This is a genomic window from Streptomyces sp. NPDC005151 (assembly GCF_053599875.1).
Map to the genome: position 1 here is coordinate 36,028 of NZ_JBSFYR010000006.1, position 14,331 is coordinate 50,358.

The following is a 14,331-nucleotide window of genomic DNA, read 5'->3' on the forward strand; positions in this document are numbered from 1 at the left end:
AACCGCGATGGACGCACAGCCCGTGCTGGACTTCCACGTCCGTCTCGCTCCCCGGCCCGGGGCCGCGGAGCGGCTGCTGGCGACGCTGGACGAGTGCGGGCTGACGCGGGCGGTGGTGTGCGCGGGCGGCACCATCGATCTGGACCGGCTGTCCCGCCAGCTCATTGAGGGCGGGCAGGTCGAGACCGATGCCGACAACGACGCGGTGCTGGACGCCTGCGCGGGCACCGACGGGCGCCTGGTGCCGTTCTTCTTCGCCAACCCGCACCGCTCGCCCGAGGCGTACCGGGCCAGGGCCGCCGAATTCCGCGGACTGGAGATCTCGCCCGCGGTGCACGGCGTCGGCCTGACCGATCCCCGCGTGGCCGAACTCGTCGGTGTGGCAGCGGAGTTCGATCACCCGGTGTACGTGGTCTGCCTGGCCCGGCGCGGTGCGGGGGTGGCCGACCTGGTCGCCCTGGCCCGCCGGTTCCCGCAGGTGAGCTTCGTGCTCGGGCACAGCGGCATCGGCAACATCGACTTCCACGCACTCACCCTGATACGGGACGAACCCAACATCCTGCTGGAGACCTCCGGCGGCTACACGTGCGTGGCCGAGGCGGCGGTGAGCCGTCTCGGCGCCGGGCGGGTGGTGTTCGGCTCCGAGTATCCGCTCCAGCACCCGGCCGTGGAGCTGGCCAAGTTCCGGGTGCTGCCGCTGCCGCCCGAGCAGTGGCGGCAGATCGCCTGGGACAACGCGCATCGACTGTTAGGAGAGGAGAAGCGGTGAACGACCCACATTCGAGCCTGCCTCGACTCGGCCAGTGGCACGGGCCGGAGGAGCTGCAGCGCATCCAGGAGAAACAGCTGTCGCAGACCGTCGCCTGGGCGGCCCGCTCGCCGTTCTACCGCCGGCGGCTGGACGCGTCGGCCCTGCCCGCCACCGCCGCCGATCTCGCCGGCCTGCCGCTGACGACGAAGCAGGACCTGCGGGACAACTACCCCTTCGGGATGCTCGCCGTCCCGAAGGCGCGGCTGGCCACCTACCACGAGTCGAGCGGGACCGCCGGCCGGCCCACGCCGTCGTACTACACAGCGGAGGACTGGACCGACCTGGCCGAGCGCTTCGCCCGCAAGTGGATCGGGATGTCCAGCGAGGACGTCTTCCTGGTGCGCACCCCCTACGCGCTGCTGCTGACGGGGCATCTCGCGCACGCCGCCGGCCGGCTGTGCGGGGCCACGGTGGTGCCGGGCGACAACCGGTCGCTGGCCATGCCGTACGCCCGCGTGGTCCGCACCATGCACGACCTGGGCGTCACGCTCACCTGGTCGGTGCCGACCGAATGCCTCATCTGGGCCGTCGCCGCGACCGCGGCCGGGCACCGGCCGGACGCCGACTTCCCCGCGCTGCGTGCGCTGTTCGTCGGCGGCGAGCCGCTCACCCCCGCCCGCCGCCGCCGCATCAGCCGGCTGTGGGGGGTGCCGGTGATCGAGGAGTACGGCTCCACGGAGACCGGCAGCCTCGCCGGCGAGTGCCCGCACGGCCGGATGCACCTGTGGGCGGACCGGGCGCTGTTCGAGGTGTACGACCCGCAGACCGGCAAGGTCGGCGTGGAGGGCGAGGGTCAGCTCGTGGTCACGCCCCTGTTCCGGGAGGCGATGCCCCTGCTGCGCTACAACCTCGAGGACAACGTGGCGGTCTCCTACGACGACTGCGACTGCGGCTGGAACCTGCCCACCGTCCAGGTGTTCGGCAGGTCGGCGTTCGGCTACCAGGTCGGCGGCGCGACGATCACCCAGCACCGGCTGGAGGAGCTCGTCTTCTCCCTCCCGGAGTCCTACGGAGTGTTGTTCTGGCGGGCGCGGGCGGAACCGGCGGTCCTGCGCATCGAGATCGAGGTGGCCGAGGAGCACCGCACCGCCGCCGTGGCGGAACTGACGGCCTCGGTACGGTCCGCCTTCGGCGTGGACAGCGAGGTCACCGGGCTGCCCCCGGGCACGCTGATCCCCCACGCCGCGCTGACGACCATGCCCGACGTGGTCAAACCGCGCAGCCTGTTCGGGCCCGACGAGGACTGGGGCAAAGCGCTCCTCTACTACTGAGGGGGACGACATGCCGCAGATACGGGTGGCCGTGGCCGGGGCCGGAATCGCCGGCCTCACCTTCGCCCTCGCCCTTCGCCGGGCCGGCATCGACTGCCACCTCTACGAACAGGCGGAGCAGCTGACCGAGGTGGGGGCGGGCGTGCAGGTCACGCCCAATGCCACCCGGCTGCTGCACCGGCTGGGGCTGTACGACCGGCTGCGAGCCGTCGCGGTGGCGCCGCAGGCGATCGAGATGCGCCGCTGGGACGACGGCGGTCTGCTGCAGCGCACGGAGCTGGGCGGCCTGTGCCGCCGCCGCTTCGGGGCGCCGTACTACGCTGTGCACCGCGCCCATCTGCAGGACGCCCTGCTCTCCCTCGTCCCGCCCGACCGGGTGCACCTCGGCGCCCGCCTCGTCGCGGTGACGCAGAGCGCCGACGAAGCGCGGCTGCACCTGTCCGACGGTACGACGGTGACGGCGGAACTGGTCGTGGGAGCAGACGGCATCCGCTCGGTGACCCGCGAGCAGATCGTGGCCGATCGGCCGCGGTACTCCGGGCAGACGATCTACCGGGGCCTGGTGCCGGCCGACCGGGTGCCCTTCCGCACCGCCGATCCCCGGGTGCGGTTGTGGTTCGGACCGGACCAGCACTGCGTGTGCTACCCGGTGTCCTCCGGGCGGCAAGTGAGCTTCGGCGCGACGGTCTCCGCCTCCGACTGGCGGGAGGAGTCCTGGTCGGCGCTGGGTGACCGCGCCGAGCTCGCGGCCGCGTACACGGCCTGGCATCCGGACGTCACCCGGCTGATCGGCGCGGCAGAGACGGTCAGCCGATGGGCGCTGTACGACCGTGAGAGCCTCGACCGGCTGAGCGCCGGACGGGTGGCCGTCATCGGAGACGCCGCGCATCCGATGCTGCCCTTCCAGGCGCAGGGCGCCAACCAGGCGATCGAGGACGCCGTCGTGCTCGCGGCCTGTCTGGCCGACGCGGGCCCGGGCAGCCTCGGCGCGGCCCTGCGCCGCTACGAGCGGATACGCCTGCCCCGCACCACGCGCATCCAGCAGCAGTCCCGCGCCAACGCGACGACCTTCCACCTGGCCGACGGAGACGCACAACGCCGTCGCGACGCCTCCACACAGACCTCGTCGGGTCTGGAGCGGCATGAGTGGCTGTTCGGATACGACGCCGAGCAGGCCGCCACGACTAGCAGGAGTTGATGATGGAACTGACCGGAATCGAATCCACGGTCGCCCTGGTCACCGGTGCGGCGCGAGGCATCGGTGCCGCCGTGGTGGGCACCCTGGCGGGCGCGGGGGCGCATGTCGCGGCCGTGGACCGCGACTCCGAGACGCTCGCCACCGTCGTGACCAAGCTCGAGGCCGAGGGCGCGTCCGTCCACGGCTACTCCGCGGACGTGTGCGACAGCGAGCCGGTGGACGCGCTCGTGCGGCGCGTCGAGGACGAGCTGGGTCCCATCGGCATCCTCGTCAACGCGGCCGGCGTGCTGCACACCGGCCCGGTGGTCGAGCTGTCGGACCGGCAGTGGGAGGAGATCTTCTCGGTCAACGCCGGCGGGGTGTTCCACGTGTCCCGTGCGGTGGCCCGGCGGATGATCCGTCGCCGCCGCGGAGCGATCGTGACCGTGGCGTCCAACGCCGCCGGTGTGCCGCGTACGGAGATGTCCGCGTACGCCGCGTCCAAGGCGGCGTCGGCCCAGTTCACCCGGTGCCTGGGGCTGGAGCTCGCCGGCTACGGCATCCGGTGCAACGTCGTCTCGCCCGGCTCGACGGACACGCCCATGCTGCGCGCGATGCTCGGCGAGGGCGCCGATCCGAGCCAGGTGATCGAGGGCTCGCCGAGCGCGTACCGCGTCGGCATCCCGCTGCGGAAGCTGGCCCGGCCGCAGGACGTGGCCGAGGCCGTCGCGTATCTCGTATCCGACCAGGCCGGTCACGTGACGATGCACGATCTCTACGTGGACGGCGGCGCCGCCCTGCACGTGTGACGCCGACAGACGGACTTCAGGAGGCGAACATGGCCATGACCCCGATCGAGCCGTACCGCATGCCCGGTCAGGGCGATCTGCCGACCCCGGCGGTGACCTGGCGCCCGGCGCCGGACCGCGCCGTCGTACTGGTGCATGACATGCAGCGGTACTTCCTGCGCCCGTTCCCGGCCGGGCGGTCGCCGCTGACCGAGCTCGTCGGCAACGTCGCCAAGCTGCTCGCGGCGGCGCGTACGGCCGGCGTGCCGGTGGTGTACACGGCGCAGCCGGGTGGGATGAGCCGGAAGGACCGCGGGCTGCTGCACGACTTCTGGGGTCCCGGCATGGGGGTCGAGGAGGCCGATCGCGGCATCGCCGACGAGGTCGCCCCCGAGCGGGGCGACACGGTGCTGACCAAGTGGCGCTACAGCGCGTTCTTCCGGAGCGATCTGGAGGAGCGGCTGCGGCGGTCCGGACGGGACCAGCTCATCGTCTGCGGCGTCTACGCGCACATGGGTTGCCTCATCACCGCCTGCGACGCGTTCAGCCGCGACATCCAGCCGTTCCTCGTGGCGGACGCCCTGGCCGATATTTCGCTGGACGACCACCTCATGGCGCTCCGCTATGCCGCGGACCGCTGCGCGGTGCCTCTGACCGTGGCCGACGTGCTGGCCGGGCTGGAGCCCTGAGCCGGACCCGCCGCGTGCCCTGCCCGACCATCACCCATCAATGGAGGAACACATCCATGTCCGAACGCACTCATGTCGTTGTCATCGGCGGAACGTCGGGAATCGGGCGGCATTTCGCCCAGTCGTGCGCCGAACGCGGCGACGACGTGATCATCACCGGCCGTTCGGAGGAGCGGACCAAGAGCGTCGCCCATGAGATCGGCGAGCAGACCCGCGGGCTCGCCCTGGAGCTGGCCGACCCGGAGCGGATCGCGGCCGCGCTGGCCGATGTGCGGCGCGTCGACCAGCTGGTGCTCGCGGCGCTCGACCGGGACCACAACACGGTGCGCGAGTACCGGCCGGCCGACGCGATCCGGCTGCTGACGGTGAAGCTCACCGGCTACACAGAGGTGCTGCACGCCCTCGCCCCGCGGATGACCGACGACAGTGCGGCCGTCCTGATCGGCGGCCTGGCCAGCCACCGGCCCTACCCCGGCTCCACGTCCGTGACGACCGCCAACGGCGGCATCGGCGCGCTGGTGCGGACGCTGGCGGTGGAGCTCTCGCCGATCCGGGTCAACGCCCTGCACCCGAGCATCGTCTCGGACACGCCGTTCTGGAGCGACAAGCCCGCCGCACGCGAGGCCGCCGCGGCGGGTGCGCTCACCAAGCGGCCGGTGACGATGGGGGACTGCACCCACGCGATCAGGTTTCTGCTGGAGAACCGTGCCATCAACGGCGTCAACCTGAACATCGACGGCGGAGAAGTGCTCATCTGACGCCGGTCGTGATGCGCCACGGCCCCCACCAGCCGGTCGCGCCCTGTCCGTGCTCCCGCTCCGCGCGCGTGTAGCGCGAGAGATCACGGGCCGAGAACAGGGCCATACCGGCGTTGAAGCCCGCCACCGCTACCGGAAGCCGTGTCCCATAGGCGAGCCGGCCGTCGACGTGGAACTCCGCCTCCGACGTGTCGGCCCGGTAGCTGATGGCATACCGGTGCTCCTGTCCCGGCTCCGTCGGCACGTTCAGCACCACCCGGTGGATGTAGCGCTCGTGCGGCTGGGTCACGCCCGGCAGCGCCAGTCGTTCGATCACTGCGTACACGGTGTCGTTCGTCGCGGCGGCGTTGAGCACGACACCGGTCTCCATGTCGAAGACGTTCACGGTGCCGTAGGCGTCGAGCAGGTCGTAGGGGACCTGGTCGTAGGTCCGCACCCCCATCGTGACCTCGAACGTCAGCCTGCCCGCCGCCGGCACGGCGAAGCGCCGCACCGACCGGTACATCTGCTTGGCGTTGTTCTGCTGCGGGTCCGTGTCGTGGAAGCGGGTGAACGGGTTGACGGTCAGCTCCAGTCGCCCGTCTCCGGTGCGCACCCGGGCGTTGCGGTCCTGGTACTGGTGCCGTTCGCCGTCGACCCCTGTGATCGACATGATCGCCCAGAGGGCAGGGTCGAGGTCTGCGCTCGTGAAGTCGTCGTGCGTCCACGCATCGGTCTGAGGCAACGCATCGGTCTGAGGCAACGCATCGGTCTGAGGCGACGTCATGCCGCCACCATCGGTCCCGCCGCCGGCCCCGGCCATCACACGTTCACGCCGTTCGGCCGGGGACGCGCGCCATGTCTTCATTGACCGTCGGATTCCCGTGAATGGGCCATGCCCGTGCGGGAGCGTCGATCCGAGACTGCGTACTGACCGTCACATCTGCCCACCGTGAGCGTGAGCGCGGGCGGGCCCGACCGGGAAGAGCAAGACATTCAGCCACCGCTCTTGGAGGGGCAATCGTGGATCCGGTACCGGTACTGGTCGTGGGCGCGGGCCCAGTCGGGATGGTCGCCGCTCTGGCGCTCGCCCGACAGGGCGTTTCCTGCGTTCTCGTCGACCAGGGCGTCGAGACTTCCGTCCATCCCAAGCTGGACTACGTCAACAGCCGCAGCATGGAGTTCTTCCGCCAGCTCGGCATCGCCGACGACATCCGCTCCGCCGGCGTCGCTCCCGAGCACCGGGCCGACGTGATCTGGTCGACCGGCCTCGCCGGTGAGCCGATCACCACCTGGAGACTTCCCTCGGTGGCCGAGGAACGGCGGCGTATCGCGGAGCAGAACGACGGCACCCAGCCGGCCGAGCCCGGCCAGCGCATCTCCCAGATCGAGTTGGAGTTGGTACTGCGCGCGCACTGCCGGCGCGAGCCGCTGGTCGAGCTGCGCTGCGGCCTGCGGTTCGACACGCTCACCCAGGACGACGAGGGGGTGACCAGCCGTCTGGTCGACATGATGACCGACGAGCAGGTTCTGCTGCGATCCCGCTACGTGATCGGGTGCGACGGCGCGTCGAGCCGGGTCCGCGAGGTTGCGGGCATCGGCGAGGAGGGCTTCGACGTTCCCGGGCTGCCCGGCGCCTTCATGGTGCACTTCAAGAGCCGGGATCTGGACACCCTGCACCGGCACGGCCGGTTCTGGCACTACTTCGCCTTCCGATACGTCATCATCGCCCAGGACGAGGTGGACACCTGGACGGCCCATGTCAACGGCTTGGAGCCGGACGAGTTCGATACACCGCCAGCCGATCCGGCGGCCTTCCTGCTGGATACGATGCGCACCGAGCTGAAGATCGACAAGGTGCTGCTGACCTCGCGCTGGCGACCCGGCTTCATGATCGCGGACCGTTACCGCGCCGGACGGGTCCTCCTTGCCGGCGACTCCGCCCATCGCATGTTCCCGACCGGCGCCTACGGGATGAACACCGGCATCGGCGACGCGATCGACGCGGCCTGGAAGACCGCCGCTCTCGTCAAGGGCTTCGGCGGCCCGGCTCTGCTGGACAGTTACCAGGCCGAACGCCACCCGGTGGGTCTGCGCAACATGCACACCTCGCACCGGCACCTCGGTGTCCACCTGAAGGCGGGGACGCTCCTGCGCGAGGGCGCCCCGCTGGATGTCGTGGCCTCCCATCTCGACGCCGAGCGGGGCGAGAACGAGTACCGGGGGATCGAGCTCGGCTACCGCTACAGCGACTCGCCCGTCATCTGCCACGAGGACGCCCCCGCACCCCTGTGGAGCCCTCGGGAGTACACGCCGACGACCTGGCCCGGAGGCCGCCCGCCCGGCCTCCTCCTCGACGGCGGCACGCCGATCCTCGATCGCTTCGCACCGTCCTTCACCCTGGTCGACTTCGCCGGCGACGGCCGCGCGGCACCGCTCCTCGACGCGGCGTCCGCCCAGGGGCTGCCGGTTGCCCACACCGTGGTCACCGACGCTGGCGCCCGGCAGATCTGGGAACGGGACCTCGTCCTTCTCCGACCCGACCACCACGTGGCCTGGCGCGGGAACAAGCCGCATCCGGACCCGGCCGCCGTGATCCGGCGGGTACGGGGTGCCGGGTGAGAGCCTGTCGGGTGACCTTCGATCGGAAAGCGAACGCGGTCTGGTGCGTGCGATTCCAAGTCGCCGGAAGGCCCTCGGATGGGGTCTCCCCTGCTCGAACGAAGCTGAGAGCTTGGGGAAGGAGCTACTAGGGCCTTTCGGCAACGCGGGAAGCGTGCGTGCCAGGGCGTGGCCGCCCGATCAGAGGTCACCCGACAGGCTCTGAGACGTTCGACCGGTGCCGTCTCCCGCGCTCGCGCCGCACACCGGTCGTCGGCCGGCGACGTGCCGGCGCGAACGCGCTCATCGGTCTCCGGATACCGCACGACCCCCGGGCGACGGCGGCTCACCGAGCACCGTCGCGCCGGGACACGCTATCCGCACTCCTCCACCGGGCGGTGCTGATCCTCGACAGGAGCACACATGCAGCCATCAGGCGTTACGGCGGACGTCACCCACAGCGGGCCGTGGGAGGGCAGGCCCGCGGCGCAGCAACCGGAGTGGCGGGACCACGCCGCCTACCACGAGTCCTGTCGGACGCTGGAGTCGGCTCCGCCCCTGGTGACGGCCGAGGAGATCCGGCAGCTGCGGTGGTCGCTGGTGGACCTGCTGACGACCGACGCGCTCCTCATCCAGCTGGGCGACTGCGCGGAGAGCCTCTACGAGTGCACCCCCCGCCACACGGCTCAGAAACTCCAGGTCATCGACCGGCTGGGGAGCCGGTTCAGCGAGCTCACCGGCCGGCGCGTCCTCCGCGTCGGCCGCATAGGAGGACAGTTCGCCAAACCCAGGTCGCAGTCGACCGAGAACCATGGCGCACTGGTGATCCCCTCGTTCCGGGGGCACATGATCAATTCTGAGCTCGCCGTGCCGCAGACGCGGCAGCCCGACCCACGGCGCATGGTGTGGGCCTACGAGGCCAGTGCCGCCGTACAGCGAGCGATGCGGACGCACCGCTGCGGAGACGGGCGGCCGTCGACCGAGGACGGGCCGTGGTCGAGCCACGAGGCCCTGGTCGTCGACTACGAGTCCCGACTGGTCCGCCGCGACCCCGACACGGATGAGCTGTACCTGAGTTCGACCCACCTGCCCTGGGTGGGGGAGCGGACCCGCCAGCCGGACCAGGCACATATCACCCTGCTCTCCGCCGTGGTCAATCCGGTGGGGTGCAAGATCGGGCCGAACGCGAACATCGACGACATCCTGCGCGTGTGCGAGGCACTCGACCCGCGGCGTGAGCCCGGCCGCCTCGTCCTGATACCGCGGATGGGCCACCACCGGATCCAGCAGACCCTGCCGCCCATCGTCCGCGCGGTGGCGAACGTGGGACACCCGGTGGTGTGGCTGAGCGACCCCATGCACGGCAACACGGTGAAATCCAGCCTCGGCCTCAAGACACGCCATCTCGCCGATGTGATCACCGAGGCCCTGCGATTCCGCGACATCCTCGACGGGCTGCGGCAGCACGCCGCCGGACTCCATATCGAGGTCGCGGCCGATGACGTGACGGAATGCATCGGCGGATCGGTGGAGAACGAGGACGGACTGCAACGGCACTACACCACCCTGTGCGATCCCAGGCTCAACGCCGACCAGGCCACCGAGCTCATCGAGGCGTGGGCCAAGGGAACGGGGGCGGTTCGTTCCTGAGGGAACTCAGCCGGGTTGCCGTAGGACTCATCAGATTTCGGGAAGCTGCTGTGACGATGGCCGGGCACCGGCCGCCCGTCCGGCAGCAGCGCGTTCAACACAAGAGGCGGCCACGATAGATTCGATACCCCTGGTGCACGCGAGTTTGGGCGAGCGGGAACTGGCCGCCGTCGCCGAGGTGTTCTCCTCGGGCCGGCCCGCGGGCCAAGGCCCGCAGGGACAGGCGCTGGAGGCGGAGCCGGCCCACCGCTTCGGAGTCGGCGACGCGGTCGCGGTGAGTATCTGCGGTGGCGCGCTCCATTGGCAGTGCTCACGCTTTCCCCCCTTGTCGGGCTTACCGCGCGGGAATCCGGCGGGACCCTGCTCACGCCACTCCCGGCTCGGGTTTCGTCCGACCCCTCTGTTCGAGCTCCCGCGCGAACTCCAGCCACTCTCCGGCGCACGACCGGGCCAGCTCGGCGACGGAGTTCCGCCAGTGCGGTGGCACGGCATCGATCAGCTCGCACCATTCGACCGGTTCGATCACATGGCCGTCGACCCACCGGACGAAGGCGCGGCCGTTCTCCGCGTACCGCACCGCGGGATCCCTGCTCAGACTGCCCAGCACCGAGCGCCAGTCCGCGTTCTGACGGGTACTGCCCGCGTTGGGCCGCTGCGACTCCGCCGGGCCGTCGGCGGACGGACCCGGCTCCTGGGCGGTGCCGCGTTGCGAGCCCAGCACCGGGTCCCGGCCCGCTCGCAGGCGTTCACGCACGTCTCGGGCCGTCCCCACCGAGAGGCCGGCCTCGCGGGCGATGGCCCGCAACGGCGCGTCGGGATTCCTGGCGATGACCTCGCTCGCCCGTCGCCTGCCCGCCGCACCGTCCACGGGACGGACCCGTCCGTCTCGGCCCACCCGGCCGCCCTCCGCCGCGGCCGGGACGCCGGAACGACGTCGGATCGCTCCCACCGTCGTGTGGGACAGCCCGGTAGCGGCCGCGACGGTCCGGTCCGACCATTGCGGGTAGTTCGCGAGGATCCGGCCTGCCGCGGCCTCGCGATCCGCCAGCGAAAGCGGCAGTCCGTGCTTGATGTTGGCGTCGACGGCTCGAAGAAATGCCTCGCTGCCGTCCCCTTCGAAGAACGTGACGGAGATGGTCTTCTCGCCCCGGAGCCGCGCGGCCCGCACCCGGTGCATGCCGTCGATCACCCGCATCGTGCTCCGCTGGACGAGAATCGGCGGAAGATCCCGGGCCATGGCCAGTAGTTCTACGTGTTCTGGGTTCTCCCCGGTCAGTCGGGGTGAATCGGCGGGCAGCAGTGAGGAGATCGGCACCAGCACCGCGGCACCCTCCATTTGTGCCTTTCGTGTCGGAAATTCGCTGTCGGCAGAGTTGTTTTCTAATTTTAGGGCCTCTACATTGCTCCACATACGACCACTCACCTGTCAGAAGGTAGGGGTTGGGCGCGTACGGCAACCGGTCCCGCGGCGACCGGCCGTGCTGCAGGGCCGACACCACATATGTTTTCCAGCCTCGGAAAGCGAATGCCTTCCATCCGCATCATCGCCATCCGGTCAGGATGTGAGCAACACCACTAGGGCTCCAAGGTGGGTAGTGACCACTGCTCGATCGAGTAGTGGACGCGCTGGAAGCCGGTCGGCTAGCGTCGTCACCGAATTCGCAAGGGTGTACCGGCCTCTTTTTCAGCCGGGCTTGACCAGCTGGCGGCCGCGACACACCAGAATCCCGGGAAAGCGCCCTCATGTGCGGGGCCAGGCGATCGACAGCGCAGCAGATTCATTCCGTTGACGATCGCCTCCGGACTTGACAGGTCGACCGCACGGAGAATTTCCGGTCGCGAGTTCAAGGCGACTGCGGAGCCGCACCCGGGGTATTCGCCCACCAAGGCCGTGCCGGCGTCCTCGCAGGAGGGAACAGAATTCGACCTCGATCACGGGAACGCTCTGACCGAGGTCGTCTATCCCAAGTTCCAGCGAGTGTCGCCCGAAGTGAGCTTCGGCCGTTCTGTCACGTTGACCGTGGACCACGCCATGCAGATAGAAATGCCGTGGTTCGACGCCCTGGTCCCCTAGCGCCCAATGCCACGTAGCGTAGGTTGGTCATGCTGTCCGGGTGGTCTGCTCCGGCAGGTTGACCAGGCACACGGTGGGTGGCCCGGTATGGCGGACACCGCGATCGCCGGGCCGTTTAGCCGGGAAGCGGCTGCGCCGTACCCGTTTGACCTTGCGAGGGTAACTGCGGTGGCGGCGCGGGGAATTCAGGTGGCCGGTATGGACGCCGGGGACTTCGAGAATTTGTAGCTGTCGGCCCTCGGGGAGGAAGCGTCATGCCCGACGGGCGCCACAACATGCCGGGGTCACCGAACGCAAGGTGGCGCACAAGCACGTACAGCGGTGGCAATAACGAGTACGTCGAGGTCGCCAACAACCTCCCCCACCTCGTCCCCGTCCGCGACAGCAAGCGCCCCACCGGCCCCGTCATCGCCTTCGGCCACGACGCCTGGCACGCGTTCGTCAGCAAGCTGCTCCCGGCCTCGGACAGTCACGCGTGGGTGGTCCCGGACCCTTCGGGGACCACCCACGGCATCAGCGTTCTCCACCGGGCACCAGAGGACGGCGACTGGTCGTCGCTGAGTCCGCAGGGTCGTGCGGAGTTGTGGACCGTCACAAAGGCGGCCTTTTCGCTGCCGGACTGCGCTCTCCGCTGGTCAAGCGGCGAGCCCGAGCTCGAGGGCGACCGCACGGATCCAGGTCGTGAACAGCAGGAAGGACGATAGAAGTCCACCGATGGACAGTTCCAGCAAGATCGCTGTCGGCGAGCAGCCCGTGCGTCGCCGTCGAATGCCGGTCGCAGTCGTCGTCGTTCTGGTGCTCCTCGCCTGCGTCGCCGCCACGATCAGCGTGGTCTCCTGCGTCGCTGACGACGTGTCGTCGGACTTGTCGGACCAGGAGATGACCTGCTGCTGGGAGGACGGAGCCACGCCTGCCTGGATGAGCGGCCAGATGGGCATCCGCATTCCGGAGGCGGCATCGGACCGTCGTGCAGGTTACAAAGTCGGGCAGCGCTACGACACCGGCCTGCTGTCCTTCGTCCTCCCGAGCGACGAGGCGGAGACGTACACCGACCGGCTCATGCAGAGCTACACCAAGATGATCGAGAACTTCCACCCCGAGGAGAAGGATTACCGCCCTGCGGCCGCCTTCGGCCACCTCGGACTGGCCGAGCCGGAAACGTTCGTCCAAGGGCTGCGGAGGATCAGCCTGTGCCCCGATGAACTCACGACCCCAGAAGGCAAGTATCTCCAGCGCTGCATCGACCTCTTCACCCACGAGTTCAAGCCCGACACCACTCGAATCTACGTCCGGTCGACGATCGAACCGTCCGTGACGCCCCCTCCTGCGAGCAGCATTCCGTAGAGCGCTGAACAGCATGTCCCGAACGCCGGCCTGCGGCCTGACGCGGCAACCGGGCCTGGATGAAACATCCCGGCCATTCCGATCCGGTGCCCTGTGAGCAGGCGGACGGCGACTTGCCCCCGAGGAATCAGCGGCCGCCACGCACTGCCGCGGCACCAGCAGCACCACCGCTTGCCGCCTCGTCACGCGTCGTGAGCGCCCGGAAGTGATGTCGTACGACCGCCTCGTCACCGAGCACCAGCGCACCTGGGTGTACGCCGGGGTGCCGAGGATGTTCTGCTCCAGGACCGGCAGGTAGTTCCAGCGCACGGCAGGGTGCGCGTAGTGGTACAGGTCGCCGTACGGCAGCCATGTGCCGCGTGCCAGCAGCGCCCACGCCTCGTTGTCCGGATACAGACGCAGGCACCGGGCCGCTTCGACCACTGCGGGCGGTCCCGGCACGGGCCTTCTGATCTCGTCACCCCTACCGACCGAACCGCCGCACGGTTCCTGCAGCCGATACGATCGGGGCCGGGTCCGCGGGCGTGCGCGTAGCGTTGGGGATGACGCTTCCGGTGGTGCGTGAGGCGCGACTCCGGGTCCCGTGGCGGGCCCATGCCGCGCCCGCCCCCAGCCGTAGACGCAGGAAATCCCCTTCCTCGCGCCCGCGGACGTCCTGCGCAGGGGCCTGCCGTACATCTCCCGGACAGATACCTGGCTCGCCTCTCCTGACGCGGACTCCGTGCGTGCTCCGCAGTCCCTGCTGCTGGCGACCAGAGAGGACGGCGTGCACGCCGTCCTGAACGAGGTTCCGGTTGTGCCTGGGCGGGGCATCCTCGCCCTGCAGCCGGAGACGCTGGCCGACAGCTACTGGCTGCTGCACGAAGTCCGCGCCCGGAGCGGGGAACTGACCGCCGCCGCCCAAGGACCGGGCGGGCGTGAACTGAGCCGGAACGCGTTCGCGGCCACGGCGGTCTAATACCCCTGAGATCAAGCCTGGCCCGAGAGTTGTGCGACAGAGACGTATGCGCGTCCGCATGCCGGGCTCCGCCATGGCGGAGTACCCAGCTTTCCGAGACATGAAAAAGACCCTCTGCTCAGTGTTTCCACTGGTCAGAAGGTCAGAAGGTCTTTTTGGCACTTCCTGCGAAGTGCCCCCGGTCCGGCACCCAGAACATGGGAACGCGGAAATCCGCAGATGGGCCGGGGT

At 69.9% G+C, this 14,331-nt stretch carries 13 protein-coding genes and 2 pseudogenes; 13 read left to right on the forward strand and 2 right to left on the reverse strand.

Going from position 1 to position 14,331, the window contains the following annotated elements:
• Positions 1-7 precede the first annotated feature (7 nt).
• The 6 genes from ACWD6R_RS05360 to ACWD6R_RS05385 are packed head-to-tail and all read left to right on the forward strand — an operon-like array spanning position 8 to position 5,494.
• Positions 8-769 (forward strand): amidohydrolase family protein, encoded by a 762-nt coding sequence (locus tag ACWD6R_RS05360; RefSeq protein ID WP_451817499.1) that lies wholly within the window; start codon positions 8-10, stop codon positions 767-769.
• On the forward strand, positions 766-2,082 hold the full coding sequence (locus ACWD6R_RS05365; protein ID WP_451817500.1) for a phenylacetate--CoA ligase family protein: 1,317 nt from the start codon (positions 766-768) through the stop codon (positions 2,080-2,082). The genes ACWD6R_RS05360 and ACWD6R_RS05365 overlap by 4 nt, the downstream gene beginning before the upstream one ends.
• 10 nt (positions 2,083-2,092) lie before the next feature.
• Entirely contained in the window at positions 2,093-3,280 is a 1,188-nt protein-coding gene (locus ACWD6R_RS05370) for an FAD-dependent monooxygenase (RefSeq protein WP_451817501.1), read from the forward strand.
• A gap of 2 nt (positions 3,281-3,282) precedes the next feature.
• Positions 3,283-4,068: a 2,3-dihydro-2,3-dihydroxybenzoate dehydrogenase gene (locus ACWD6R_RS05375; RefSeq protein WP_451817502.1), complete on the forward strand. Its 786-nt coding sequence runs from the start codon at positions 3,283-3,285 to the stop codon at positions 4,066-4,068.
• A gap of 29 nt (positions 4,069-4,097) precedes the next feature.
• Positions 4,098-4,736, forward strand: a complete 639-nt coding sequence (locus ACWD6R_RS05380; RefSeq protein WP_451817503.1) for an isochorismatase family protein — start codon at positions 4,098-4,100, stop codon at positions 4,734-4,736.
• A gap of 56 nt (positions 4,737-4,792) precedes the next feature.
• Entirely contained in the window at positions 4,793-5,494 is a 702-nt protein-coding gene (locus ACWD6R_RS05385) for an SDR family NAD(P)-dependent oxidoreductase (RefSeq protein WP_451817504.1), read from the forward strand.
• On the opposite strand, the gene ACWD6R_RS05390 is transcribed toward ACWD6R_RS05385, so the two are convergent.
• A complete protein-coding gene (locus ACWD6R_RS05390) occupies positions 5,487-6,260 on the reverse strand; it encodes a DUF6081 family protein (protein WP_451817505.1) in 774 nt (257 codons plus the stop codon). The genes ACWD6R_RS05385 and ACWD6R_RS05390 overlap by 8 nt on opposite strands.
• Before the next feature lie 236 nt (positions 6,261-6,496).
• Here ACWD6R_RS05390 and ACWD6R_RS05395 point away from each other — a divergent pair, with 236 nt between their 5' ends.
• The 3 genes and pseudogenes from ACWD6R_RS05395 to ACWD6R_RS05405 all read left to right on the forward strand — a co-directional run.
• Positions 6,497-8,095 carry an FAD-dependent monooxygenase gene (locus ACWD6R_RS05395; protein ID WP_451817506.1) on the forward strand — a complete coding sequence of 533 codons (1,599 nt, stop codon included), beginning with the start codon at positions 6,497-6,499 and terminating at the stop codon, positions 8,093-8,095.
• A gap of 402 nt (positions 8,096-8,497) precedes the next feature.
• Positions 8,498-9,724 carry a 3-deoxy-7-phosphoheptulonate synthase gene (locus ACWD6R_RS05400; RefSeq protein ID WP_451817507.1) on the forward strand — a complete coding sequence of 409 codons (1,227 nt, stop codon included), beginning with the start codon at positions 8,498-8,500 and terminating at the stop codon, positions 9,722-9,724.
• A 115-nt stretch (positions 9,725-9,839) separates the two neighbouring features.
• Positions 9,840-10,025, forward strand: a pseudogene (locus ACWD6R_RS05405) (pyridoxal phosphate-dependent aminotransferase); the annotation flags it as partial.
• A 63-nt stretch (positions 10,026-10,088) separates the two neighbouring features.
• On the opposite strand, the gene ACWD6R_RS05410 reads toward ACWD6R_RS05405, so the two are convergent.
• Positions 10,089-11,060 (reverse strand): ParB/RepB/Spo0J family partition protein, encoded by a 972-nt coding sequence (locus ACWD6R_RS05410; RefSeq protein WP_451817508.1) that lies wholly within the window; start codon positions 11,058-11,060, stop codon positions 10,089-10,091.
• A gap of 450 nt (positions 11,061-11,510) precedes the next feature.
• Here ACWD6R_RS05410 and ACWD6R_RS05415 point away from each other — a divergent pair, with 450 nt between their 5' ends.
• From ACWD6R_RS05415 to ACWD6R_RS05430, 4 genes and pseudogenes are all read left to right on the forward strand, one after another.
• Positions 11,511-11,798, forward strand: coding sequence for a hypothetical protein (locus ACWD6R_RS05415; RefSeq protein ID WP_451817509.1), 288 nt, complete (start codon positions 11,511-11,513; stop codon positions 11,796-11,798).
• Between the two features lie 254 nt (positions 11,799-12,052).
• Positions 12,053-12,253 (forward strand): annotated as a pseudogene (locus ACWD6R_RS05420) (DUF397 domain-containing protein); the annotation flags it as partial.
• A gap of 259 nt (positions 12,254-12,512) precedes the next feature.
• Positions 12,513-13,142, forward strand: coding sequence for a hypothetical protein (locus ACWD6R_RS05425; RefSeq protein WP_451817510.1), 630 nt, complete (start codon positions 12,513-12,515; stop codon positions 13,140-13,142).
• Between the two features lie 721 nt (positions 13,143-13,863).
• Positions 13,864-14,100 (forward strand): hypothetical protein, encoded by a 237-nt coding sequence (locus ACWD6R_RS05430; protein ID WP_451817511.1) that lies wholly within the window; start codon positions 13,864-13,866, stop codon positions 14,098-14,100.
• Positions 14,101-14,331: the final 231 nt, after the last annotated feature.

Coding starts and splice junctions, on each gene's coding strand:
- ACWD6R_RS05360 (WP_451817499.1), top strand. CDS start 8: ATGGACGCACAGCCCGTGCTGGACTTCCACGTCCGTCTCGCTCCCCGG.
- ACWD6R_RS05370 (WP_451817501.1), top strand. CDS start 2,093: ATGCCGCAGATACGGGTGGCCGTGGCCGGGGCCGGAATCGCCGGCCTC.
- ACWD6R_RS05375 (WP_451817502.1), top strand. CDS start 3,283: ATGGAACTGACCGGAATCGAATCCACGGTCGCCCTGGTCACCGGTGCG.
- ACWD6R_RS05380 (WP_451817503.1), top strand. CDS start 4,098: ATGGCCATGACCCCGATCGAGCCGTACCGCATGCCCGGTCAGGGCGAT.
- ACWD6R_RS05385 (WP_451817504.1), top strand. CDS start 4,793: ATGTCCGAACGCACTCATGTCGTTGTCATCGGCGGAACGTCGGGAATC.
- ACWD6R_RS05390 (WP_451817505.1), bottom strand. CDS start 6,260: ATGACGTCGCCTCAGACCGATGCGTTGCCTCAGACCGATGCGTTGCCT.
- ACWD6R_RS05400 (WP_451817507.1), top strand. CDS start 8,498: ATGCAGCCATCAGGCGTTACGGCGGACGTCACCCACAGCGGGCCGTGG.
- ACWD6R_RS05410 (WP_451817508.1), bottom strand. CDS start 11,060: ATGGAGGGTGCCGCGGTGCTGGTGCCGATCTCCTCACTGCTGCCCGCC.
- ACWD6R_RS05425 (WP_451817510.1), top strand. CDS start 12,513: ATGGACAGTTCCAGCAAGATCGCTGTCGGCGAGCAGCCCGTGCGTCGC.